Below are 25,347 nucleotides of genomic sequence, written 5' to 3' on the forward strand. Positions count from 1 at the left end.
TGCGGAGGCTAAAATGACTGAACAATTAATTGAAAAAAACAATGAGAGACGACACAACGTGAAAAACGACGCGATAGGTAGTATGGGAATCACCCCCTACAAGGAAACTCCAGGTGAAGAATATATGAATGAAAAGCAGTTGGCACATATTGAAAAAATATTGCTGGCTTGGCGTCAATCATTGATGGAAGAAGTTGACCGCACGGTTACGCACATGAAGGATGAAGCGGCTAATTTCCCTGACCCTTCAGATAGAGCGAGCCAAGAAGAAGAATTCAGTATCGAACTGCGTACTCGTGATCGTGAACGTAAACTGATTAAGAAAATTGAAGATGCTTTAGAGCGCTTGCGAAATGAAGATTTTGGTTATTGTGAAGCATGTGGCATTGAAATCGGTCTCAAACGTTTGGAAGCAAGACCTACTGCAACTTTATGCATCGATTGTAAAACCTTATCTGAGATTAAAGAAAAACAAAATCAAGGCTCCTAAATAACTGCTTACCTCTTCCGCTTGGGAGAGGTTCCATTTTCAAATCCCTCTCTTATATAGACTATTCTCAATATCCGGAACCCGGGTTACGCTTCGCTTCACCCAGGCTACAATAAATCATAACCGTTCAAGGGATATTACTTGAATCGTTGAGAACGGCTGGATTTGAGTGCAGGTTGCGCCAAATACAGCCGTTCGATGAATAAGGCCGCCCCCCTAAATAACCCCTTCAATTTGTTGCAGATGTCGCGTGACTGATCCCTTATTTTTTTCGAAAACTGCAGTGGCATTCTTTATCATCTGCTGACGAAACTCTGGATCCGTATGCAACTTAATGATTCCATCAATCACTTCATTTGCCTGCTGTACTAATAAAATCCCCTGAGCTGTCTGTAGATCATTGCAAATGGCTTTAAAATTATGAATCTGACTTCCACTTAACACCGGTATATTCATCGCGATGGGCTCTAATACATTATGTCCACCCACTGGAACTAAGCTACCACCGACAAAAGCATAATCACTGATTTGATATAAGCCTAAAAGCTCCCCCAAACTGTCTAATACTACAATTTCATTTTCCGGATTTAATGTATTTAAATCAGAGCGTAACCCGGTCTTAAATCCCGATTGAATGCATAATTGATATACGGTTTGAAAGCGCTCTGGATGACGTGGGGCTATTAATAAAATCACACCAGGGATCGCTTGTTGTAACCGTTTTAAATGGGACAAAATCTGTGATTCTTCATTCTCATGAGTACTTGCTGCAATCACCGCAACTCGATCTGCTCCCCAATGACTTTTTAAATCACTAAAACGTTTGCTGTCGATTGTATTAGTTTGCAAATCAAATTTAATATTTCCCAAAACGTGGACTATCTCTTTTCTTGCTCCTAATGTGATATAACGTCGTGCGTCCTCTTCTCCTTGCGCCAAAATAGCAGAAAACTGATTTAGAATCGGTTTAATTAAAAATTTAATCTTTTTATACCCATTTAATGAATCATCGGATATCCGTGCATTAGCGAGCAGTAAAGGAACTTGTGCTGCCCGTGCCTGATAAATTAAATTCGGCCATAGCTCAGTCTCCATAATCACGCCAACTCTCGGCTGAATTTGTTTAAAAAAGCGTTTAAGCACACTGGGAAGATCATAGGGCAAGTACTGATGGGTTACCTTATTACCAAAACGTGCTTGTACTCGTTCAGAACCAGTTGGCGTCATAGTAGTAACAAATATAGACCAATTTTTTTCCAACATAGCATCAATCAAGGGAATAGCAGCAATAACCTCTCCCAAAGATACCGCGTGAACCCAGACGTCAACCGGTTTATACTCATGTTTACCAAGAAAAAAACGTTCTGATATACGTTCCCTGTAAGCAGGTAAGCTTCTTCCTTTCCACCATAAACGAACCAGTATAAAAGGAGTAAGTAAATACATCAAAAAAGAGTAAAAAAATCGCATATAAAACCAAACCCAAAAGTCGACAGTATATACTTAAAATGTGGTATAAAGCGATAAAATCAGTTTAATGAACTAATTTAAGGAATCATTTGAATGTCTTTTCGGGACTTCTTTATCATATCAACTTGGTGGGGAAAGATTATTGGCGCTTTCTTTGGCTATTTAATCGGCGGTCCTACAGGGGCAATCTTTGGTCTCTTGGTGGGTAATTTTTTTGATCGCGGCTTATACAGCTATTTTTCTAATCCTCATTGGTTATATTACACTGAAAAACGTAAGACAACCCAAAAAATCTTTTTTGAAGCCACCTTTTCCATCATGGGACATTTGGCCAAGGCAGATGGCCGAGTTACAGAGCAAGAACTGCAAATGGCGCGTTTATTCATGAACGAAATGCGTTTGAATAGTGAACAGAAAACACGGGCAAAACATTTATTTAATGAAGGAAAGCAATCCGAGTTCAACCTCGATGCAATGCTTGAAAATTTAAAAAAGACCTGTAAGGATAACCGAGACTTGTTACGGTTATTTATCGACATTCAATATCGAGCCGCTCAAGCTGATGGACTTGATGTCAAAAAAATCCAGGTCCTGGATAAGATTTTTTCCAAGCTCGGCTTTGCCCCCCTTCATAATCAATATAGATTTTATGAAGATTTTGGCAGGAGCTATTCATCAGAATCACAAAATAATGCCGAGCAACAATCGCAGCAATCGCAACAGTCCTCTTCGTCATCCCATTCGTATTCATCCTACAGTAGATACAATTATCAACCTACAAAAACAAACATGGATTATGCTTACGCTCTTTTAGAGGTGTCGCCGGATGCCAACAAACAAGAAGTGAAAAAAGCGTATCGACGTTTATTAAGCCGCAATCACCCTGACAAATTAATTGCTCAAGGCTTACCGCAAGAAATGATTAAAATAGCCAATGAAAAAACTCAGAAAATTGTGAAGGCCTATGAATTAATTTGTACCAGTAAAGGATGGTAAACACATTAGGTCATGAGGGATGCATAAATCTTGGTGAGCGCACAAATAAAGTCAGTAACCGTTCAGGGGGCATTCTTGAATCTTGGAAAACGGTTGGATTTGAACGCAGGTTGCCCGAAAATGATGCTGAGGAAACGCAGCATACATCAGTATGTGAGGCTTCCGAAGTATTGTTTTCGAGCAAGATGCGCCAAATACGGCCGTTCCTTAATACAGGGTGAGCATTTACTTTCAATCAAGTTCAGGAGGATGCTCAAGGTATCCGCTCCAATCCGATTCCTTATTTTTTGCCACTTGTTCCTTAAAAAAAGGGGTAATTGGAGACAAATAAGAGTACATAACTGGAGGCGATTTCCCTTGAAACTCAGGAAGCTTTACCATCCAACCATGGATAAATGAAAACAGCAGTTGTCTCGAGTATTCATAATCATGGTGAGCCCCAGGAATCTCTATAGCCAGATAATTATCTTTATTCGATCCAAATTCCTTTTTTCTGACGGCCATTTCTTGTTTTGTCATATCATAATCAAACTGACCAACGATATCAAAAACAGGCATGTTCAATTTTGGTTCCTTATCCCCTGAGGGAGGAACATCGTAAGCAGACAATAAAATCAAGCCTTCAATTTCAGGTATAGGAGGTTTACCTAAGTAATCAAACGTTTGTTTTAATTGCTCCCCATAATGCAAGAGCACAACACGTATGTTTTTTTGTTTTCGTAACGTAGCAATTACTTCAGGAAATTGTTTGATCCAGGGCACAGGAATACCGCTGTCATTATTGAGTAAGACAACCTGCCATCCATTTTGGGCCAATTGATTTGCCAAATTATCTAACAATGAAGTAGATTGTGTTTGCTCACCACCATTCACTAGGAGTACAGCCCCATATTTTTCTTTTTTTGCAGGCCAGTAAGGTAAGTCAATGTTTTTACCATCAACCTTAATTTCTAGTTTGTCTGCAAAGGCAACTGAAAAGAGGCAGAAACATATCAAAACAATCCTTGTAATGTATTTCATAGCATCCTAATAAATTAGTCCTAATCGATTAAAAACGAAATATGTAGCCTGGGTGCAGCGTAGCGAAACCCGGGGTATGGATAGTCAATTTCCCGGGTTTCGCTACGCTGCACCCAGGCTACATTTGAAAGATCACCCTTCCTCTAATCTGTCAATTCGATACCCGCTTGATCCAACATTTCTCTAGCTCTGTCCCCAAGAATTTTATGTGCTAATGCAGTTGGATGTACTAAATCAAAAAACAAATAACCTGTACATGCATCCTGTGCTGCTCGAGGTTTGACTGATGCCACCATTTCTAAGACAGATGTTTTGGTAATGTCTTCAACCACTGAATTAACACAAGTACCCGTTAAATTGGTAAAACCATAATCTTGTGGATGAGACATCACTTCTTCAAAAGCTTGATGCAGATCATAATACAACCACTCTACATCAGGATGTTCTTGCCTTAATTCATCAATCGACTTATTTATCATGTTATTATGTTCTTTGGCAAAATAGGTCATCGCATCCACCGAGCCAAATTCAATTGCTGCAGGAGTTCGCCCCAAGTCTGGCAAATTAACCACCAAAATATGCTTAGCACCTTTTTCTACTAAACGCTGTATGCTGTTTATAATTCCTTTATGCACGTCGTGTAATGTTTGTTCGATCTCTGAAGGAAATGCTAGATAATTGTTTGAGCCTATCCATATGACAAACAGACTGTCTTCACTTGCTTTATCATGATGCTCTGTTAAATAATTGCTCACTTCCCTTCTTAAAGTAAACAATACATCGTCAGCCCCTTCTTCCTCAGATACTCCAGCACCACCATAAGCATAATCTAATAAATGGGCGGCCGGGTCTTTAGGAAAATAAGAAGCGATTACATGTTCTATCCAGACAGGCCCATTGGAGAAACGGCCTTTATAATAAGGAGGGGATGGAGGTAATTGATATTTCATAAATTTATATAAATTACCGTTATCAGACAAACTATCTCCAAATACAACTATATTATGAAGAGGTGTAGCCCAAACAATCCCAGAGAATAAAAAAGCCCCTATAGTTGCAAACAGTTTCATGTATACCCTTAAGTTCTAATCCCCAAAAAAGCAGTGACATCTTGATTAAGAATGACTACCGCACTGAATTTTGAAGAGTTTATCTGGTTATTTTAAAAACAAAAGCCTTCCGCATTATATTATGAAAGATCCTTTATAAGCAATTACGCTTGCTCTCCATATTTTTCATTTATTTATCAATAGGTTAAATATAAACAAACTCCCTGGAAACAGAGGTATAAATTAAAGTTATGCTTATTTCGTGGACAAAAAAATGGCTTTGAAGTATTTTTCGATTGCGCCTCAAGCAAAAGTTATTTTATATTAGGGCCTGTATACATTTCGCTAGCTTGAGCCAAAATGGCCTGATTTTTCGAGCACCGAAGCGCAGCATACACAAAGTATGTGAGCATCGGAGCACAGAAAATCAGGACAGTTTGGCCAAGATAGTAGAAATGGAACAGGCCCTAATATTTTTGCCACGGAGGCTCAAACAATGGCTTTTGAACAAAATTTTATCCTCAAGTGTCTAGATTATATAGAGCAAATACTTTCTAATAAGGAAGAATTAAAAGAAGCAATTTGTCATTTTACCGAAAATAAAGCTGATATTTCGCGCTATCAACTCAATTCTAAGATTACTGAATCATCACAATGGAGTGAACATGATAAGTTGTGCTTTAACGCCTCCGTTTTTGAAGCAATTGCCCGCACCTCTTTATCCTTTTACTCAGAGAGCGAGGAACGAGCGCATGAAATAAATGCGGCTAATACAGCGTTTAAGGAGCATTATTTACCGATAATGACTGAAAAAACCAATCCTAGTAACCGAATTGATTCAGTAAAAGAAAAGATAGTACAAATGAAAACAGATCTGAAAAATAAAATAGAACGGTCTGAGAACCCCTACACTTTCTTCACCCCTGTCACCGCAGGTTTAGCTGTGCTGGCTGTCGCAGCTACAACAGCAGCTTTATTAGCTTACAAAGCATAAGTCTGATATCAATAACCCGGGTTCCGCTGCGCTGCACCCAGGCTACGTGATTACGAAAAATTAAATTGACTCATTCAGTGACATCAGAATAATAAAATTGTAGCCTGGGTGCAGCGCAGCGGAACCCGGGGTGTTTTCATATCACAACCCCATCCTTCACCAAGATGGTTATTGAGCGCTCCCTATTAAGGTAATTTTTAGCTGACGTCCACAGACCCAAGCTTTAGTTAAATCACTCATTACCTCTTTAGGCATGCCTTTGGGCAAGCGTACAGTTGAATGATCTTCATGAATTTTAAGACCAGTAATATGCTTACTTTGCAAACCAGCTTCATTCGCGATGGCACCAACAATATTACCTGGCTTCACACCATGAATTTTGCCTACATCAATTCGAAATAAATCCTGTTCTACAGATTCATCACTAAATTTTTTACGTCCGTCGCGGAACCCTTTTTTATCCGCAGCAAAACCTTTTCGCTCATCTGCTCGAGAGCGTTCGAATTTGCCAACGCGTTCAGTACGCCCCTCTTTAACTGGACGTGGTGATTTAGGTAATGCTTGCTCTTTTTGCCAAGGCAGGTCCTTGTTTAACAGCAAAGCAAGTGCTGCAGCAACATCTACTGCAGGCACATCATTTTCTTTAATGTATTCTTCAACGATTCGTTTGTATGAAGGCAAGTTTGCATGCTCTAAACGTGACGTGATGTTTGCCATAAAACGTTGTTGCCGCACCACTTGAATCATATGGTCATTAGGGACAGTTACTTTGGCAATACGTTGGCGCGTATGTCGCTCAATACTGCTGATTAAACGTGATTCTTTGGGAGTTACAAATAAAACAGCTACCCCAGAACGCCCTGCTCTACCTGTTCTTCCAATACGATGAACATAAGTTTCATTATCATGCGGTAAATCATAGTTAATCACATGGGTTACTCGATCCACATCCAGACCTCGTGCTGCCACATCTGTAGCAACTAGGATATCAATAGCCCCTTGTCTGAATTGCGCAATAATACGCTCACGCAATGCCTGGGTAATATCTCCATGAATGGCCATAGCGCGCAGCCCTTGTTGCTGCAAGACTTCAGCAACTTCTTCGGTACTGCTTTTAGTACGCACAAATACAATCACACCCTGATACTCTTCTACAGCCAATACACGCAATAATGCATCAGGTTTTTGATGTCCTGAGGCAAATAAAAAGCGTTGTTCGATACTTTTTACCGTAGCTGTTTCTCCACGTATTTCGATGGATGCAGGATTATGCAAATAAGTATTGGCAATTTGTCGTATACGATGAGGCATGGTCGCTGAAAACAGACCAATTTGTTTTTTTTCAGGCAATTTTGCCATGATGGTTTCAATGTCTTCAATAAAGCCCATGCGTAACATTTCGTCTGCTTCATCAAGAATGAATGTACGCAAATTGTCTAGCTGCAAAGTACGTCTGTCGATATGGTCTAAAATACGGCCGGGAGTTCCTACCACAACCTGAGCGCCAGCCTTTAATTGTTTTAATTGACGGCCATAATCTTGTCCGCCACATAAAACAGCTACAGTAGTACCCCGTTGTTTTGCACTTAATAACTCAAACTGTTCAGCAACCTGAATCGCTAATTCACGGGTAGGAGCCAAAATCAACGCTTGAGTGCCCTGCACATTAGGAGATAAATTTTGCAATATAGGCAAAGCAAAAGCAGCTGTTTTTCCTGTTCCTGTTTGTGCCAAAGCGATCGCATCACGACCTTCCAACAGTAAAGGAATTGTTTGTGTTTGGATTGGAGAAGGAGTGGTAAACTTCATATCCTCCAATGCTTTATTTAAAGCATCTGAAAAATTAAAGGATGCGAAGCTTGTTATTTCTTGAGACATAAAAATCCTGATCGATTAAAACATAACCTACAAAAGGCTAAGTGATATAAAAATTGGACATTATAATAACAAAATAACCAGAATAATGCACGATATTTATGAAATTATCATAGGACATCAACCGTAGTTTAAGTGTTTGGTGACCCGGGATTCTCTCACAGTAAGTTAAGAATTTCCCTTCTCCCTTAGGGGAGAAGGTGCCCGTCAGGGCGGATGAGATCATTGATTACAGCTAATAAACGGGGATTCTTAACTCAATGGCAGTAAATGGGATTTTCATCAAATCAAAGCAGCCAAACGACATGCCTGATCAATCGCATGGCGCGCATCCAGCTCTAAAGCTTTATATGCTCCACCTACTAAATGCACGTTTTTTCCTGCCTCTTTTAAAGGAGTGAACAATTCAGCCAGTTCGACTTGTCCGGCACAAATCACTACTGTATCCACGGGTAGAATCTGAGATTTCTCATTAATGTGTACATGCAGACCTTCATCATCAATCGCATCATACTGCACCCCAGAAATCATTTTGACTTGTTTATGCTTCAAGCTGGAACGATGAATCCATCCCGTTGTTTTACCCAAACGTTTACCCATTTTTTCCTTTTTACGTTGTAACAAATAAACTTCGCGCGGGCTTGGAGTAATTTCAGGAGTTTTAATCCCACCTCGGAATTTCCCGTAAATATCAATACCCCATTCATTGTAAAACTGTTCCTTGGGAACTGGATGTTGGTGTGTTAAAAATTCGGCTACATCGAAACCAATCCCACCTGCACCAATAATAGCCACTCGTTGACCTACATCTTTTTTACCTGTGATCACGTCGATGTAACTTGCTACCTTAGGATGATCAATTCCGTGAATCATAGGAATACGCGGCCTAATCCCACTGGCGATAACAACCTCATCAAAATCGTGCAATTGCTCAACTGTTGCTTCGGTATTTAAACGAATCGTAACCTTAAATTTCTGCAGCTGATAATTAAAATAATCCAGTGTATGCTGAAAAATTTCCTTTCCAGGAATTCGTTTTGCCAAATTAAATTGTCCGCCTATTTGAGCATTTTTTTCAAATAACGTTACTTGATGTCCTCGCTCCGCAGCAACTGCAGCAAAGGCAAGCCCTGCTGGACCCGATCCCACAACGGCAATGGATTTAGGTTGTGCAGTGACCTCATAGATTAATTCCGTTTCGTTACAGGCGCGGGGGTTCACCAAACAAGAAGCTGTTTTATTTACAAAGACGCGATCAAGACATGCCTGATTGCACGCAATACACACATTAATCGCTTCGCTTTCTCCTTTTTTAGCTTTCTCAGCAAATAATGGATCCGCTAAAAAGGGTCTGGCCATGGAAACCATATCCGCTACCCCAGACTCGATTATTTCATTGGCTATTTCGGGTGTATTGATACGGTTTGAGGTAATTACTGGAATTTTAACTTCCGGTTTTAAATGGTGTGTGAGATGGGTAAACGCTGCAGCAGGAACCATAGTCGCTATTGTTGGAATTCGCGCTTCATGCCAACCAATTCCTGTATTTATGAGCGTAGCCCCCGCCTCTTCAATCGCTTTAGCAAGAATCACTACCTCGTCCCAGCTACTACCATCCGCAATCAAATCAAGCATGGACAAACGGAAAATGATAATAAATTTTTCGCCTACTGCTTCACGCACACTGCGAACCACTTCAATAGGAAAGCGAATGCGATTCTCATAACTGCCACCCCATTCATCCTGGCGTTGATTAGTATGCGTGACGATAAATTGGTTCAGTAAATACCCTTCACTACCCATAATTTCAATACCATCGTAACCCGCCAATTGGGCAAGACGAGCACAGCGCGCAAAATGTTTAATGGTTTTTTTAATACGATGTTGGCTCATTACCCAAGGTTTAAAAGGACTAATCGGCGATTTGATACCGCTGGGTGCAACAATAAATGGATGATAGCCATAACGACCAGCATGCAGGGCTTGCAAAATAATTTTGCCTCCTGCTTCATGTACTGTATGCGTAATTAATTCATGTCGATGTTGTTCTTTACTGTTCGTCAACTTAGCAGCGAAAGGAGCTAAACGCCCGGCACGATCCGGAGCAAAACCACCTGTTGTGATTAAGCCTACGCCCCCAAGCGCTCTTTCTCGATAAAATTGTGCCAACCGATTTAAACTGTCCTTATCTTCTTCAAGGCCAGTATGCATAGAACCCATCAACAAACGATTTTTTAATTGAGTAAAGCCTAAATCTAAAGGCTGAAATAAAGCTTTAAACGGGGTATTATCAATTCTCAATTCCATGAGTACTCTCACAAAGGGACATCAAAACGAAAAATAAAAGTATAAACCCTGTTTGCATCTTTTCACAGAGAATAAGCAAGAAACTTGTAGCCTGGGTGCAGCGTAGCGAAACCCGGGTTACGGCTTCGTCTTCACCCAGGCTACCTGGCAAAAGAAGGACGCAACTGAAAATGATTGGCAATAAAAGCACCTAGTAAGGTAATGCTGCATCCAATCAAAGAACGAGGAGAAATTTGTTCATCTAACAAAAAAGCGCCCATCAAAGTCGATACGATTGGAAGTGCATAAAGCGTGATGGATGCATTGGAAGCAGATAAATATTTCAACACGTAGCCCCATGCTAAGTAAGCAAGCGCGGCTGGAAAAATACCCATATAGATCACCGCTAAGGTAGTTTGAAAATCAGCAATTTGAATTTGCTGAAGCATGTCAGGCAAAAATATGGCTAACAATAATGTGCCACCCCACATAACCCAGGCAATGATCGCGACAGGATGATAAACACTCACAAATTGTTTTTGAATGATGGTTAAGATCGCGCCCATCAATGCAGAAACCAAAATTGTCAGAATTCCTTGTTGCATTCCAGGCTCTGAACTCTCACCAATCGCTAATAAAGCCAGGCCTAATATACTGATGAAAATGCCGAACCAAACACCGCGCGTCAGTTTCTCCCGTAAAAAAATCAACGATAAAAGTACGGTCATCACCGGCATTAAACCCATAACAAAACTGGCTATACCTGCAGAGACGCTTAACTCGCCATAATTCAAACAAATATTATAAATGCCAATACCAGCCATCCCAGCAAGGAGCAATTGAATGCGATCCTTCCATGCCACTCGTTTTTTAATTCCTAAACTATAGTAGATGACAAACATACACAGTGACGCAACGATAAATCGCAAAAGAGCAAGCGCTCCTGGGGTGTAGCCGGCTAAACCAATACGTATTCCAACGAATGCTGAAGCCCAAAAAACAATGGCAATAATAATGACACAGCTTACTTTGAAAGACTGCATATTGCACACCTACTTTGTGGAAAAAATAATAGGCTTATTGTACCAGAATTACCCTAGACAATCACATCACATTATATTGAGTCAAAGCCAAAAAATTTCTGACCTAAAATGCTGCACTGCACCTAAAAAACCCTGATTTTAAGGCCTTTTTTTGTAAATTCCAACTTTATTAACGCCAATATGTAAAAAAGCTTGGCATTTTCTTTTTTTATAAACTACTTTTAAAGAAGGGCCTTCTCCTATTGAGGATGAATCTATGGGTGACCCTTTTGACCCCTTTTCAGAGCTAAAAGAAGCTGTTGAACCCGTTTTTCTTCACGTGCAACCAAGAAGCAACGGAAAATATACTTATTCTGAAATCCAAGAGCTTAAGGATGCTATTGAAAATTATCAGCCCAATAAAAAAGCTACGTTTATTGAACTAGCAAATAAATTAAGTGCGGCATTACCCCTTTTTGAGGGGTGGCAGATTAATTTTCAGCCGATTAAAAATGCAATAGATTCTCTGGCTGCAAAACATCAAATGCCTCCTTTTGACTTTGCTCATCCTAAAGTTTCTCCAAGATTCCAATTTGGCGACTCACAAAAAGAAATCGAGCTCATCCCCTGGCTTGACACCCTATTAGATAAAACTTTTACTCTGGAAGAACCAAGCTTGCATTCTCAGTTAATTGCGGGTACAAGTGAGTCTGGATTTACTCAAAAATTAAATTCTCACTTGGATAAAGATCCAGAATTTTTATCGCGCTTGATTATGGAATCCAAGGAACATTTTTTCGACATCGCTGAATCGAAGCTTATTTTTCATTTAACTGATGAAGATATAGCCAAAGCCATTATCAAATACTTACCTGTTTTAGCCCAAGAGAATCCCTCGGTTCCGTTAAAACAACTCATGGATGGTTTGAATGAAAAATTGTATAGACGTCCTATTCCTATGCTTTTACGTAGTGACAAAGCTAAAGCGATTTTAGAGAGTTCAGAATTGTTTCAAACATATCAGGAAACTCGCCAAGAACACCCTTCATTTGCAGAAAATGTATCTTCGAAACCACGCTAATTTTGCAAGGTGGTGAATTATCAAAGCCCTCATCCGCCCTACTGGCACCTTCTCCCCAGGGGTAGAAGGGATTCAAGAGCCTCTATCTCTTTTGAAAAAAATCTCCTCTCCCGTCATCGGGAGAGGGGCAGGGGTGAGGGTTAAACTTACCCTTAATCCAACAGACCTAAAGACTTAACCGTATCACGCTCTTGTCTTAGCTCATTCAATGTTTTGTCAAACATATCACGACCATAACCATTAAAGGATAACCCTTCAACTACCCTTAACTCTCCATGTTCGCGACGGCAAGGAAATGAGAAGATCAACCCTTCATCCACACCATACTCACCTTGAGAGCTACGACACACAGAGAATGACTCACCTACAGGAGTATCATTAACCAAATGATTCACACCTGTGATGACCGCATTAGCAGCAGAAGCGGCTGAAGAAGAGCCTCGTGCTTTAATTACTGCTGCACCACGCTGTTGTACCGTGGAAACAAAAGTATCTTTCAACCAAGATTCATCAATAACTTGAGCTGCAGAAACCCCATTGATTTTCGCATTGTAAAAATCAGGATATTGAGTAGAGGAATGGTTCCCCCAAATGGTCATTTGAGTGACTGCAGTAATATCAACACCTGCTTTTTTAGCCAACTGGGTGCGAGATCTTAATTCATCTAACGTAGTCATTGCATAAAAGCGATCATTGGGTACATCTTTGGCGTGATGCATTGCGATTAAGCAGTTTGTATTGCAAGGATTACCCACTACGAAGACGCGCACATCATCACTTGCATGATCATTAATTGCCTGGCCTTGTTTGGTGAATATCCCACCGTTAATTTGCAATAAATCAGAACGTTCCATGCCTTGTTTACGTGGCACAGAGCCAACCAGTAACGCCCAGTTCACTCCGTCCATTGCCTTATTCATATCTGCAGTACAAACAACGCGCTTCAATAAAGGAAAGGCACAATCATCCAGCTCCATAGCAACCCCTTCTAGAGAAGGAAGCGCTGCTTCAAGCTCAAGCAGATTTAATTCCACTTCAGTGTTTGCACCAAACATTTGTCCAGAAGCAATCCGAAACAATAATGCATAACCAATTTGCCCAGCTGCCCCAGTAACAGCAACTCTAACTCGTTTATTTGCCATGTGATTTCCTCTTATTTTTTAGGTAATTCATGCAAATTCTTTCTTTTGAATTGGAAAGAAAGCAAAACGCATGATTACATTTTTTGTTAGAAAACTCGCAACATGATACTATTGCATTCCCAAACAAGCCAGTATAAAAAAGAGTAATGATCCCTTTATCGCTGTACATTCACATTCCATGGTGCATTCGAAAATGCCCTTATTGTGATTTTAATTCTCATAAAAGTCCTGAAACTTTGCCCGAACAAAACTATGTGCAAGCACTTATTGCTGACTTAAAAACAGATTTACAACACGTCGAAGCCCGCGAAATTTACTCTATTTTCATTGGTGGCGGCACCCCAAGTCTATTTTCTGCACAAGCCTACGATACTTTATTCACCGAATTGAAGCGTCTTTTGCCCTTTGCCAAAGACATTGAAATCACGCTGGAAGCTAATCCAGGCACTGTAGAGCAACAACGTTTTACTGAATACCGACAAATTGGCATTAATCGACTTTCCTTGGGAATTCAAAGCTTCAATCCAGAGCATTTATATGCCTTGGGCCGGATCCATGATGCACAACAAGCTCATCGTGCCATAGAGTCCGCACGTAATGCTGGATTTAACAATTTAAATCTAGACATCATGCACGGTTTGCCCAAACAAAGTGTCGTTCAAGGAATCGATGATTTACGGACTGCAATCGCGCATCAACCGGAACATTTGTCTTGGTACCAATTAACCATAGAACCTAATACGGTATTTTACAAAGAAAAACCTCCATTACCTTCTGAAGATGAAGCCTGGCTTCTTGAGGAGGAGGGACTCGCATTACTTAAAGAATCCGGTTTTGAACGTTATGAGATTTCTGCCTTTGCTAAATCTGGGCGACACGCTCGACATAATTTGAATTATTGGTTATTTGGCGATTACTTAGGCATAGGAGCTGGAGCTCACGGCAAAATCACTGCTGAAAACAGAATAATTAGAACACGCAAACATCGTCAGCCTAAAGATTACCTAGCTCCAGAAAAGTCTTACCTGGCAAGTATGGAACATGTGAATGCCCAAGATCTTCTCTTTGAATTTATGCTCAACACGACGCGTTTGGAACAAGCCATTCCATTAGCACTCTTTACCCAAACTACCGGATTGCCGCTAAGTCATCTCCTCCCTAAACTTCAAATTGCAGCAAATAAAAAGCTTATTACCCTAACAGACACACACTGGCAAGTAACTGCGTTCGGTAGACGTTACACAAATGACTTACAAGCTCTGTATTTATAGCGATGATGAATTTGTAGCCTGGGTGCAGCGCAGCGAAACCCGGGTTCCGCTGCGCTGCACCCAGGCTACGAAGTACTCAGTCATGCGCAGACACTTGCTTGCAAATAAAGATTAATTGATAATAAGTTACTTTCCGAAAAAGGAGCAATCGGTGATATTATTCATATTCTTGGTAGTTCTTGCTTATTTAATGGGATCTATCTGCTCTGCAGTCATTGTCAGCAAAACGTTTTCTTTACCTGATCCACGTATCGAGGGTTCACAAAATCCTGGCACTACTAATGTATTACGACTTTCAGGAAAAAAATACGCAGCCTTAGTTATGGTTACCGATATACTCAAAGGTACCATTCCAGTACTCATCGCCAAAATCTTGGATGCAAGCCCAGCTACAGTAGGATTTACTGCTTTAGCAGCAGTTATCGGCCATATGTACCCTGTGTTCTTTGACTTCAAAGGTGGAAAAGGAGTTGCAACAGCAATTGGAGCGCTCTTAGGATTTCATTTTCTTGTTGGTGTTTTAGTCGCCGCAACCTGGTTATTGGTCGCTAAATTTTCCCGCTATTCTTCTTTAGCATCCATCACCGCTATTGGTTTGTCTCCATTCTATTCGCTGCTACTCATCCAACGTTTGGATATTTTCCCACCCATATTCATCATGGCCCTCTTGGTTCTCTACAAGCATAAAGACAATATTGTGCGTCTTATTGATAAAAAAGAACCAAAAATCAAATTAAAAAATAATGTTATTGACGAGATTATGCAGGATGAACCTGAAGAAACCGTGATTCAACCTAAACGGGCAGAAACCCCTGTCCCAGAAGTAGCAATTGAAGTGGAAACCATAACAATCACTGAAACCGTAGTAACTAAGCCTAAAACAACAAAAACAGCTAAAACTACGAAAACAACCAGTAAAAAGACTGAGACATCTGAAAAGAAAACCAAAACGGCTAAAAAAACTGCTACATCCAAAGCTGAAAAAAATAAGCAACCTAAAGAGGAATAAAAATAAACTGAATAGTCAAAGCAAAAATCAAATTAAAAATCTCTGAAAAACCGATGCAGTAATCGATTTTTCAGAGATTCAGAAACTATGGCTGATAATTTTGGTTATTTTTTGGTATTGGTATTTGCTTTATCTTAGTAGGTGCTTTAGGAACAATTGGCGCCTTCATTCCTGCGGGGGCCAAACCATTAACTGGTGCCAAGCCTGAAGTAACTTTACTCCCTACTCCATTTGCTTTTCTGCATTTATCGGTATTGCATTTAATTTTACAGTTGCCACCAATACATCCATAACAACCCCAATTTGACCAGCAACAAGCCCAATCCCCACCTTCACTCCCTGTAAAAGTACCTCCTGACATTTCACAAGAATCTTTCAAGCCACCACCACCTCCACCACCGGATGGTGCTGCAGCTGCATTAAACGACAATCCCCAAAAGAACAACATCAAAGCAACTAAAGAAGATCGCATGATATCCTCCTTGATTGTACGTGATATTTATTGAACATAATATTCAATTGATTGCTCAATAAACAAACAACTTAAAGTATGGCATAAAGTTGACAGATGATAAAATACAGCCTCTTCTTATTGGCATGATGCAGGAGAAAGCGTACAAAGTTGAAATGCAGAGTCGCAATTGAAACAAGAAAGTCAATTAAGCCAGCGGCCATCTCGCCTTAACTTCTACACTGGAGCTCAAATCCTTTTCGCCTCTTAACATTCGCAAACACCCAGCGTAAGCAATCATAGCCCCATTGTCAGTGCAATATTCTAAAGCTGGAAAATAAATTGTTCCGCCAATGCTCTGAATCCATTCGCTCAAACCTGAACGTAAGGCTTTATTCGCCCCCACTCCACCTGCAACTACTAATTCCTTACATCCAGACTCTTGCACGGCGCGTTTGCATTTAATCATTAAGGTATCAACAACAGCCTGCTGAAATGCCTTGGCAATTTCAGCGCGTGCGCGCTCATCTTTAGTGCTTTGGCTCCAAGTGTTTAAAGCAAATGTTTTCAAACCGCTGAAACTGAAATCAAGACCGGGACGGTCGGTCATAGGACGAGGGAAACGATATGGAGTTGATTCGCATTGATCAGCAAGGGCTGCGAGTACAGGGCCTCCTGGATAAGGTATCCCCATTAACTTGGCGGTTTTATCAAACGCTTCGCCTACTGCATCATCGAGAGTATCCCCGAGTATGTGGTATTCACCTAAATCTTTAACTTCAACCAATTGACAATGGCCACCAGATACCAAAAGCGCAATAAAAGGGAATTGAAGTGAGGGGGTTTCCATTTTAGCGGCCAAAAGATGTGCTTCCAGATGATGAATGGCCAACGCAGGAATTTGCAGTGCATACGCCAAGCTTTTGGCAAAACAAGAACCAACCAGTAATGCGCCAATTAACCCAGGCCCTGCCGTATACGCAACTCCATCCAGTGCTTTTTTATCAAGCCCCGTCTGTTGCAATACTTTATCGAGCAAAGGAACCAAATAATTAATATGATCACGCGAAGCAAGCTCAGGCACTACCCCACCATGCACTCGATGGGTATCAATTTGCGAATGCAAGGCATGCGCTAACAAACCAGCATCTGAATCATAAATCGCTACTCCAGTTTCATCACAGGAAGATTCAATACCTAAAACCAACATAGAAAGAGCCTGATAAAAAAATTCAGTGATTGTACCATACATCATGTAGCCTGGGTGAAGCGCAGCGTAACCCGGGGGTTCTCAAACCCAAAGGAAAACCATAGTCCCGGGTACGCTACGCTTCACCCCAACTACCAAACATCACCCAGCCACAGAAGTTAAAATAAAATTTATCTATTAAAACTTGACGAGGGCTTCAACTAGCACTAGAATTGCCCACCTATTAAGATCAAATAACCAGAGGATTAGTTTAATGCCTACCGTTCGCGTCAAAGAAGGCGAAAACCCAGAATACGCATTGCGCCGTTTTAAGCGCTCTTGTGAAAAAGCCGGTATTTTAACCGAATTACGCCGTCGTGAATTTTATGAAAAACCAACTGCTGAGCGTAAACGCAAGCAAGCTGCTGCAGTAAAACGTCATCTGAAGAAAATTTCTCGTGATATGACAGCAAAACAACAAGGCGGAAAACGCCGACGTAAATAGGATTTTTTCTGTCCTGTATTTTTTACTAGGCCACATGTACTTCGCATAGTCACAATTTGATTTATGATTATGATGTTGTATTTAGTGGCCTTTCGCTTTTTAGATTATATTAAACTTCTTCCTCACGTAGTGAGCAAAATATGAGGAGAGGTTCCTTACATTAGGGCCGAGCTGCTCATTGGATTTTAAGGAATAAGAAATGACTATTAAAGAACGTCTCAATAATGATGTTAAAGACGCAATGCGTGCCAAAGATAAAGAATTATTAGCCACACTTCGTTTAATTACTGCTGCCGTAAAACAAGTTGAAGTCGATGAACGGATTGAAGTGGATGATGAGCGCATGTTGGTGATTTTGGATAAAATGAGCAAACAACGGAAGGAATCCATTGCACAATACGAAAAAGCCAATCGAGATGATTTGGTTGCTCAGGAACAATTTGAACTTGAAGTCCTGAAAAAATACTTACCTGAGCCTTTATCTGCCACAGAAATTGAGAAAATGGTTCAAGATGCCATTGCCTCAACTGGTGCAGAAAAAATGGCAGACATGGGTAAAGTTATGGCACTCTTAAAGCCCAGTCTGCAAGGACGTGCTGATATGGCTCAAGTCAGTGCCATGATTAAGGCTAAGCTAAGTTAAGGATCACTATGTCTGGCTTAATCCCGCAGCCATTCATTGATGATCTTCTTCACCGCACGGATCTGGTTGAATTAATTGACAGCTATGTTCCCTTGAAAAAACGAGGGAACAGCCATATTGCGTGCTGTCCTTTTCATAATGAAAAATCCCCTTCGTTTAATGTTGTTGCCAAAAAGCAGTTTTATCACTGCTTTGGATGTGGTGCCTCAGGAAATGCCATCAGCTTTGTCATGAACTACCTCAATCAGGGCTTTGTTGATGCCATTGAAACCCTGGCCACTCGTGTGGGTTTAACAATCCCTCGGGACAAACAAACTGAGAAAAATAATCCATCGCAGGATCTTTATAAACTTTTGTCAGACGTGAGTCTTTATTATCAAAAAAAATTGAGACATGAAGGACAAGTTGCCATTGATTATTTGCGAGGCAGGGGCTTAAGCGGAGAAATTGCCAAACTGTATCAGTTAGGTTATGCAAGCGAAGGATGGCACCATCTTGAAAAAGCATTTCCCCGCAATCAACGCGAACTGCTTGCAACTGGGATGTTGATTAAAAATGAGGACGGAAAAATCTATGATCGGTACCGTAACCGCATCATGTTTCCTATTCATGACCGCCATGGACGTATCATAGGCTTTGGCGGACGCGTACTGGACAAGGAACAAAAACCCAAATACCTTAACTCACCTGAAACTGTCATTTTCCAAAAAAGCAGGGAATTGTATGGTTTACATCAAATTCTAAGCCAGCAAAAAACGATAGAGTACATCATTGTGGTTGAAGGCTATATGGATGTCATCGCATTAGCCCAACATGGAGTTATGAACGCAGTTGCAACCTTAGGGACAGCGACCAGTACATACCACATTCAACTTCTTGCCAAACATACCAAGTCTCTCATATTCTGTTTTGATGGCGACAACGCTGGAAGACAAGCAGCTTGGCGTGCTCTTGAAAGCAGTTTGCCTCATTTGAATTTAGGACTGGACGCCAGTTTTATGTTCTTGCCCGATGGACATGATCCAGACAGTTTAGTTCGTGATGAAGGCAAAGACCAATTTTTAAACCAACTCAAGCAAGCCATACCATTGCATCGCTTCCTTTTTGACAGCTTAGCCAAAGATCTCAATCTGCTTCGACCTGCAGGAAAAACTCAACTGATTAATTTGGCTAAACCGTTTTTACAAAAAATGAATGAGGGTTCGTACAAACAACTTCTCATCGAAGATCTAGCTCGTTTAACTCATATCGAAACACATCGCTTAAATCAGTTGATTACAGAGGAATCTAAAGCGCCTCAGCAAGAACAAACCATGACTATTGCTCGTACGCCAATGCGTATTGCGGTAGCTTTACTCCTACAACATCCTGAAATTTATACGCAGATCAAACCGCAAATCAATCTAGAGCTTCTGGACGCTAAAGAACATGAAGTTCTGCTCAGTGTATTAAAGCAACTGGCAACAACCCCTCAAGCAACTACTGCGACACTGATTGAATCATGGCGTAATCATTCTTATTTTGATTCCTTGAATAAACTTGCTGCCTGGGACCATCTGGTCCCCGAACAAGAATTAGTGAAAGAATTCATTGATATTATCCTGTTTTTACAAAAACAAAATCGTGAATTAACTATACGCCAGCTGATTAATAAATCACGTCAGCAAGGATTGAATGAAGCTGAAAAAATAAAATTGCAAGAGATGTTAAAAGAGCGACATATTTAAATTTAGGGCTATCTGAGCATAGGGCACAGAAAATCAGGAGAGTTGAGCCAAGATAGCAGAAATGGAAGCAGGACCTAATGATGCCCTAACGCCAACGCAACACTTTGCTGCTGCAAAATCAATTCGGACATTTCAGCTTTGGAAATCATAATCTCTTGAGAAGCCCCTTCTAAGCCCTCTTTTCTAATGCTAATTTTAAAGCAATCAGGATCCTCAGTAGTGCTTATCTCCTCTACCCTAAAGTACCCTGCCAAACAATCAAGAACATGAATACCAGTACCTCCTAGATTACCATTTAGGTAATCGACTATAGTTGGTGAATCAAAAACAAGAGGTAATTTTTCTAATGCCAATTCATGTCGATGTATCGTACTGTAAGACCAATTCATGACAGCAAGGAATTGAGAAGCTGGGATTAAAAAATTTTGTTCCGCATCAGTCGAATATGGGCTTTCTGCAAGAAGTTTAAAGAAATAATGGCCATTATTATTAACGTATTCAACTTTGGTAAAATCATAGGAAGAAGAATTGAGTTTTATTTGCAACATATTACAGATATATTCTTTGTTTTGATTATTAGACATAAAATTGAGAGTCTCAATAAAATAAGGACTTAACTGAGATAATTGGGAATTTTCAGTAAATTTTCTGCCTACAACTACATTCATTGGTTTTGATGATTGAGACTGCGACAAAATTTTGCATATTTTACTGAAAAGGCTTGCATCATGGTAAGACTCAATGACAGTGGGCTGTATCCCCATCTGCGCAAAAGCCTTTGCATTCTCGGCAAAGTTTTCCAGATCCAAACTTAACAGTTTTTGACAGGCCGTTAAGCGGATCAAATTTAACCGAACTGCTAATGGGATATGATCACTGTTAATTATGATATTATCCACACCCACACCGTGCAAATCACCCGAAAGAATGCGATCCCCTTCCCCGGCCCTGTTGTAACACATTCGTTTCAAATTAAGAACTTTTTGTAATGAAATGGAATGGCTTGCAAAAAGAGTACTTGTTGAGCCTAATTGAGGTTTATGTTCCTCTCGGAAATGAACACTTAGTTCTTTGGCAACAACATATAAAATACAATACTCCTGTTGTTTATGAGTGAGACTTTGATAGCCTTTGCTTTTTAATAATGCTTCAAGGGAATTAAATTCTTTATATAAAGATAATCCTGATTGTTCTAAGATACCGTCAAGAAGAGTTCGTGCTGCAACAATTTTTTCAAGAGTGCTGCGATTGTCTTTTGCTAACATAGGAGATGGCACATAACTGAGTTCCTGTCCATTGTATTCGAGAGGAAATTCCAGTGATTTGCTGGTTTTTTTTATGCAAAATTGCTCTATGGTTCCCTTTTGATCATTTAACGATACAGCGATGCAATGACCTTGTTTCCTTAGATACGTCACAATATCTTGTAATCGCCCCTCACAACCTTTGAGCGTAAATTCATCAATCACTAAGATACCGCCAGGTTTGAGTTTATCGTAAGCTTGAATTATTGCACCAACCGGATCAACAAGGTGCATGAACGTTTTACTAGAAAAAATATAATCGAATTGCTGTGAGGCAATCGTTTGAAACTCTTCATACCCCGGAGTCCCTAAATATTCTGCGTTGCCAGTAAGATATTTTTCGTTTGGGATAATAGTACCACTAGGAGGACGTTCATCCGTTGCTGAAATACCAAATACTCTCACCTTATGCTTGTGTTTGAGCATTTTATTTAAATCTGTATCGTTCGCAGCAACAAATGTTCCATTTGAAGTACCAATATCCAATACCGTGATATCTCGTTCATGAGCTGCTTCTTCAATAAGATTTTTGGTATTTAATTTCACCCCCTCTGCATATTCGAAGTTATAATCACTCGATCCTACCCAAACATATCCGTGTTTCATGTCCTTAATGCGATCATAAGCATACTTAATTCTCTCAACAAAATGTTTGGGTCTCTCTTTCATGTTGACGCCCCCTTAATCTACTTCATAAGCGCAATAAAATTATCTATTGACCATTGTAATTATAGATTTTATTGAACATTCTGTATAAAATATGATAAATAAAACTTGGCAGGGAATGAGCCAAAACCTCATAAATAGGATGTTCTGAAAAAAGCAGGAAAAATTACTAGTATGTTGCAAACTCCCGGTTTATAATTGTAAGATTTTGTAATCCTAAAAAAGCGATCATTTCAACTAGTGCTTTAAATGCTGTACGATTCGCTTATTTTTTAGGATTGTGTCTAATTGTCCCTAGAGAAGTGCCTATGACCACGAACGATCAAGAACAGCAAAGCTCACAAATAACCAAAGTCATTAGCTTGGGAAAAGAGCAGGGTTACTTGACTTACAGCCAAATTAATGACCTTTTGCCTAACATAGTTGATACAGAGCACTTTGATGTCATTATCAGCATGCTAGAAGGCATGAACATCAAAGTATTTGAGTTACCCCCTGGTGATGATGAATTGGCACTTCTGCTTAATACAGAAGAAGTACCCGATATTGAAGAAGCCGCAATGGTACTTGCCTCTGTGGACAAAGAAACAGGACGAACGACCGATCCTGTTCGCATGTACATGCGTGAAATGGGTACAGTAGAACTGTTAACCCGCGAAGGCGAAATCCGTATTGCGAAACGCATCGAAGAAGGTATTTACCAAGTACTTAAATCTTTGGCAAATTACCCAGAAACCGTCCAATTAGTGCTCGATGATTATGAGCGATTTAACGCTCAAGAAATTCGTCTCAATGAAATTATTAGTGGCTTCTCTGACGTTGAAGATGAAATGGCTCCTGCAGCAAGTATTGGTTCCATGTTGGATGAAGAGCAACAAATGGATGACCTAATGCTATCTGATGAAGAAGATGAAGATGGCGAAGGCGGTATCAGTGAAGTCGATGACGGTCCAAATCCAGAACAAGCCAAAATTTATTTTGATGACTTGCGCGATACATTTGAGGAATCAATCGCTGCTTTAAAAGAGCATGGTAGAGAACATGCCAAAACGCTCAAGGCATTGGAAAAAATGTCTGAATCATTCTTAAAGCTTAAGCTCACTTCCAGACAAGTCGATCGATTAACGCGTCACTTCCGTCAATTGCGTAACCACATCAGAGAATTTGAGCGCGGTATTATGCGACTTTGCATTGAAAAAGCGCGTATTCCACGTAAACTGTTTATTGATACATTCCCAGGCCAAGAAACGGATATGGAATGGCTCAATGGCATTATTGCCAAACACGGCAAAAAACTCGATATGGATCGTATCCAGGAGTATACTGACGAAATTTTGCGTATCCAATCCCGCTTGGTCGCATTCGAAGCTGAATATGGATTGACGATCGGAGAAATTAAAGACATCAACCGCAAAATGTCTATTGGCGAAGCCAAAGCACGCCGCGCAAAAAAAGAAATGGTTGAAGCCAACTTACGTTTGGTAATTTCCATCGCGAAAAAATACACCAACCGCGGCTTGCAATTCCTTGATTTAATCCAGGAAGGTAATATCGGTTTGATGAAAGCAGTAGATAAATTTGAATACCGCCGTGGTTACAAATTCTCTACCTACGCAACCTGGTGGATTAGACAAGCAATTACCCGATCCATCGCCGATCAGGCACGTACCATCCGTATTCCGGTACACATGATCGAAACGATTAACAAGCTCAACCGTATTTCCAGACAAATTCTTCAGGAAACCGGCCGTGAAGCCACTCCCGAAGAACTCGCGGAAAAAATGGAATTGAGCGAAGACAAAATTCGCAAGGTTTTAAAAATTGCAAAAGAACCCATCTCCATGGAAACCCCGGTCGGTGACGATGATGATTCGCATTTAGGTGACTTTATAGAAGACAACAACATCGAATCACCAATTGATATGGCAACCGCCGAAGGTTTACGCGAAGCAACTCTGGAAATCTTGGAAACATTAACCCCAAGAGAAGCCAAAGTACTTCGTATGCGTTTTGGTATCGAAATGAATACTGACCATACTCTGGAAGAAGTGGGTAAACAATTTGACGTAACTCGCGAAAGAATTCGTCAGATCGAAGCAAAAGCGCTCCGTAAACTGCGCCACCCTTCTCGCTCGGAGAAACTGAGAAGCTTCTTAGAAGGTGATGAAGGCTAATCATTCAAATAAAAGGAAGGATAAAAAGGATTTGTGACCTCTTTGCCTTCCCTACCCCTCTCCCGAACGGGAGAGGAAAATCCCTAAAAAAAACACAAAAAAAACTAGAACATTAAACAAATTAAGTTTAAAATGACCCCCTCTCCGGGCCCATAGCTCAGTTGGTCAGAGCAGCGGACTCATAATCCGTTGGTCCTAGGTTCAAGTCCTAGTGGGCCCACCAATAAAATCAAGTAGTTACGGTAGTTTTCAGAAAGTTTGAAAAAATCATGTAGACGCAATGTAGACAGATTATAAGGAAATTTTGGGGTCGATATGGGGCCGATAACGCTTTTTGATAAATCATTCATACAGGCGCTTTCTGTGGATGAATCTGTATGGTTCGGACATTTTTTTTATCCCATCATATGCCCTATATTTTATGTTGAAACTTTAGCAGACCTAGCAAAAACAAACGGCAAAATTCCGCCAGAAACTATTGTGGAAAGAATCGCTAATAAGTTCCCAGACGCAAGTGGTTCACCTTGCGCATTTCATTTAGAAATGGCACTAGTAAATTTGCTCGGCTCTCCCATTCCCATGCGAAGAGGTATACCTTTAAATAGAGGTAACTTTGTAAAAAAGGATGGAAAATCGGGGATAGTACAAAAAGTGACATCCGAAAATGACGCTTTTAATCGATGGGTCAGCGGTGATTTCCAAGAGATTGAACGCTTATATGCAAAAAATTGGCGCGCTCAATTATCGAATGTAGATTTAAATAGTACAGCTAATGAGCTTAATAAACTGGGAATAAATACCAGATCCTGTAAAACGCATGCTGATGCTAAAATTATTGCTGAAAATATTATTCATGGAGCAGATAAAATATTTGAACGAATGCATTTAGTCTGCTTACTATTAAGAACACCAAAATCATACATGCATCAAATATTTGCTCGCTGGAATAGTTCGGGCAATATGCCACTTAGTCGTTATGCCCC

General features: G+C 40.3%; 21 protein-coding genes and 1 tRNA gene. 12 read left to right on the forward strand and 10 right to left on the reverse strand.

From position 1 onward, the window contains the following. Positions 1–13 precede the first annotated feature (13 nt). The gene (gene dksA, locus Lstg_RS16340) at positions 14–490 is read left to right on the forward strand and encodes an RNA polymerase-binding protein DksA (RefSeq protein WP_058478678.1); all 477 of its coding nucleotides are present in this window, start codon (positions 14–16) and stop codon (positions 488–490) included. Between the two features lie 216 nt (positions 491–706). Here dksA and waaA read toward each other — a convergent pair whose 3' ends face one another. Beyond that, positions 707–1,960: a lipid IV(A) 3-deoxy-D-manno-octulosonic acid transferase gene (gene waaA / locus Lstg_RS16345; protein WP_058478679.1), complete on the reverse strand. Its 1,254-nt coding sequence runs from the start codon at positions 1,958–1,960 to the stop codon at positions 707–709. 93 nt (positions 1,961–2,053) lie between these two features. Between waaA and djlA the strand changes: the two genes are divergently transcribed. After that, positions 2,054–2,956: a co-chaperone DjlA gene (gene djlA / locus Lstg_RS16350; protein ID WP_058478680.1), complete on the forward strand. Its 903-nt coding sequence runs from the start codon at positions 2,054–2,056 to the stop codon at positions 2,954–2,956. Between the two features lie 231 nt (positions 2,957–3,187). Here djlA and Lstg_RS16360 read toward each other — a convergent pair whose 3' ends face one another. Further along, positions 3,188–3,976 (reverse strand): alpha/beta fold hydrolase, encoded by a 789-nt coding sequence (locus Lstg_RS16360; RefSeq protein WP_058478682.1) that lies wholly within the window; start codon positions 3,974–3,976, stop codon positions 3,188–3,190. A gap of 143 nt (positions 3,977–4,119) precedes the next feature. Continuing rightward, positions 4,120–5,046, reverse strand: coding sequence for a GDSL family lysophospholipase PlaA (gene plaA / locus Lstg_RS16365; RefSeq protein WP_058478683.1), 927 nt, complete (start codon positions 5,044–5,046; stop codon positions 4,120–4,122). Positions 5,047–5,521: 475 nt separating this feature from the next. Here plaA and Lstg_RS16370 point away from each other — a divergent pair, with 475 nt between their 5' ends. Next, a complete protein-coding gene (locus Lstg_RS16370) occupies positions 5,522–6,019 on the forward strand; it encodes a hypothetical protein (protein WP_058478684.1) in 498 nt (165 codons plus the stop codon). Positions 6,020–6,187: 168 nt separating this feature from the next. On the opposite strand, the gene Lstg_RS16375 is transcribed toward Lstg_RS16370, so the two are convergent. From Lstg_RS16375 to Lstg_RS16385, 3 genes are all read right to left on the reverse strand, one after another. Then, complete coding sequence (locus Lstg_RS16375) at positions 6,188–7,897, reverse strand: DEAD/DEAH box helicase (RefSeq protein ID WP_058478685.1); 1,710 nt, start codon at positions 7,895–7,897, stop codon at positions 6,188–6,190. A 279-nt stretch (positions 7,898–8,176) separates the two neighbouring features. Continuing rightward, the gene (locus Lstg_RS16380) at positions 8,177–10,201 is read right to left on the reverse strand and encodes an NADPH-dependent 2,4-dienoyl-CoA reductase (protein ID WP_058478686.1); all 2,025 of its coding nucleotides are present in this window, start codon (positions 10,199–10,201) and stop codon (positions 8,177–8,179) included. A gap of 140 nt (positions 10,202–10,341) precedes the next feature. Then, complete coding sequence (locus Lstg_RS16385; RefSeq protein ID WP_058478687.1) at positions 10,342–11,223, reverse strand: DMT family transporter; 882 nt, start codon at positions 11,221–11,223, stop codon at positions 10,342–10,344. Positions 11,224–11,479: 256 nt separating this feature from the next. Between Lstg_RS16385 and Lstg_RS16390 the strand changes: the two genes are divergently transcribed. Then, positions 11,480–12,283, forward strand: coding sequence for a hypothetical protein (locus Lstg_RS16390; protein WP_058478688.1), 804 nt, complete (start codon positions 11,480–11,482; stop codon positions 12,281–12,283). Positions 12,284–12,435: 152 nt separating this feature from the next. Here Lstg_RS16390 and Lstg_RS16395 read toward each other — a convergent pair whose 3' ends face one another. Then, positions 12,436–13,425 (reverse strand): malate dehydrogenase, encoded by a 990-nt coding sequence (locus tag Lstg_RS16395; RefSeq protein WP_058478689.1) that lies wholly within the window; start codon positions 13,423–13,425, stop codon positions 12,436–12,438. A gap of 146 nt (positions 13,426–13,571) precedes the next feature. Between Lstg_RS16395 and hemW the strand changes: the two genes are divergently transcribed. Continuing rightward, a complete protein-coding gene (hemW, locus tag Lstg_RS16400; RefSeq protein ID WP_058478690.1) occupies positions 13,572–14,696 on the forward strand; it encodes a radical SAM family heme chaperone HemW in 1,125 nt (374 codons plus the stop codon). 151 nt (positions 14,697–14,847) lie between these two features. Then, entirely contained in the window at positions 14,848–15,705 is an 858-nt protein-coding gene (gene plsY, locus Lstg_RS16405; RefSeq protein WP_058478691.1) for a glycerol-3-phosphate 1-O-acyltransferase PlsY, read from the forward strand. Between the two features lie 85 nt (positions 15,706–15,790). Here plsY and Lstg_RS16410 read toward each other — a convergent pair whose 3' ends face one another. Both Lstg_RS16410 and tsaD read right to left on the reverse strand, forming a co-directional pair. Next, positions 15,791–16,177: a hypothetical protein gene (locus Lstg_RS16410; RefSeq protein WP_058478692.1), complete on the reverse strand. Its 387-nt coding sequence runs from the start codon at positions 16,175–16,177 to the stop codon at positions 15,791–15,793. Between the two features lie 187 nt (positions 16,178–16,364). After that, positions 16,365–17,366 carry a tRNA (adenosine(37)-N6)-threonylcarbamoyltransferase complex transferase subunit TsaD gene (gene tsaD, locus Lstg_RS16415; protein WP_058478766.1) on the reverse strand — a complete coding sequence of 334 codons (1,002 nt, stop codon included), beginning with the start codon at positions 17,364–17,366 and terminating at the stop codon, positions 16,365–16,367. Between the two features lie 253 nt (positions 17,367–17,619). On the opposite strand from tsaD, the gene rpsU reads away from it, so the two are divergent. The 3 genes from rpsU (at position 17,620) to dnaG (ending at position 20,220) form a co-directional block, all read left to right on the forward strand. Then, the gene (rpsU, locus tag Lstg_RS16420) at positions 17,620–17,850 is read left to right on the forward strand and encodes a 30S ribosomal protein S21 (protein WP_010652681.1); all 231 of its coding nucleotides are present in this window, start codon (positions 17,620–17,622) and stop codon (positions 17,848–17,850) included. 199 nt (positions 17,851–18,049) lie between these two features. Then, positions 18,050–18,493, forward strand: coding sequence for a GatB/YqeY domain-containing protein (locus Lstg_RS16425; RefSeq protein ID WP_058478693.1), 444 nt, complete (start codon positions 18,050–18,052; stop codon positions 18,491–18,493). 8 nt (positions 18,494–18,501) lie between these two features. Beyond that, positions 18,502–20,220, forward strand: coding sequence for a DNA primase (gene dnaG / locus Lstg_RS16430; RefSeq protein WP_058478694.1), 1,719 nt, complete (start codon positions 18,502–18,504; stop codon positions 20,218–20,220). A 74-nt stretch (positions 20,221–20,294) separates the two neighbouring features. On the opposite strand, the gene Lstg_RS16435 is transcribed toward dnaG, so the two are convergent. After that, entirely contained in the window at positions 20,295–22,193 is a 1,899-nt protein-coding gene (locus Lstg_RS16435; protein WP_058478695.1) for a class I SAM-dependent methyltransferase, read from the reverse strand. A 305-nt stretch (positions 22,194–22,498) separates the two neighbouring features. On the opposite strand from Lstg_RS16435, the gene rpoD reads away from it, so the two are divergent. The 3 genes from rpoD to Lstg_RS16450 form a co-directional block, all read left to right on the forward strand. After that, positions 22,499–24,364, forward strand: a complete 1,866-nt coding sequence (gene rpoD, locus Lstg_RS16440) for an RNA polymerase sigma factor RpoD (protein ID WP_058478696.1) — start codon at positions 22,499–22,501, stop codon at positions 24,362–24,364. Positions 24,365–24,510: 146 nt separating this feature from the next. Beyond that, positions 24,511–24,587 (forward strand) — tRNA-Ile (locus Lstg_RS16445). Positions 24,588–24,679: 92 nt separating this feature from the next. Beyond that, on the forward strand, positions 24,680–25,347 hold a 668-nt coding region (locus tag Lstg_RS16450), incomplete at its 3' end, for a hypothetical protein (RefSeq protein ID WP_193787203.1).

It is taken from the genome of Legionella steigerwaltii, from assembly GCF_001468065.1.
Taxonomy (GTDB): Bacteria; Pseudomonadota; Gammaproteobacteria; order Legionellales; family Legionellaceae; genus Legionella; species Legionella steigerwaltii.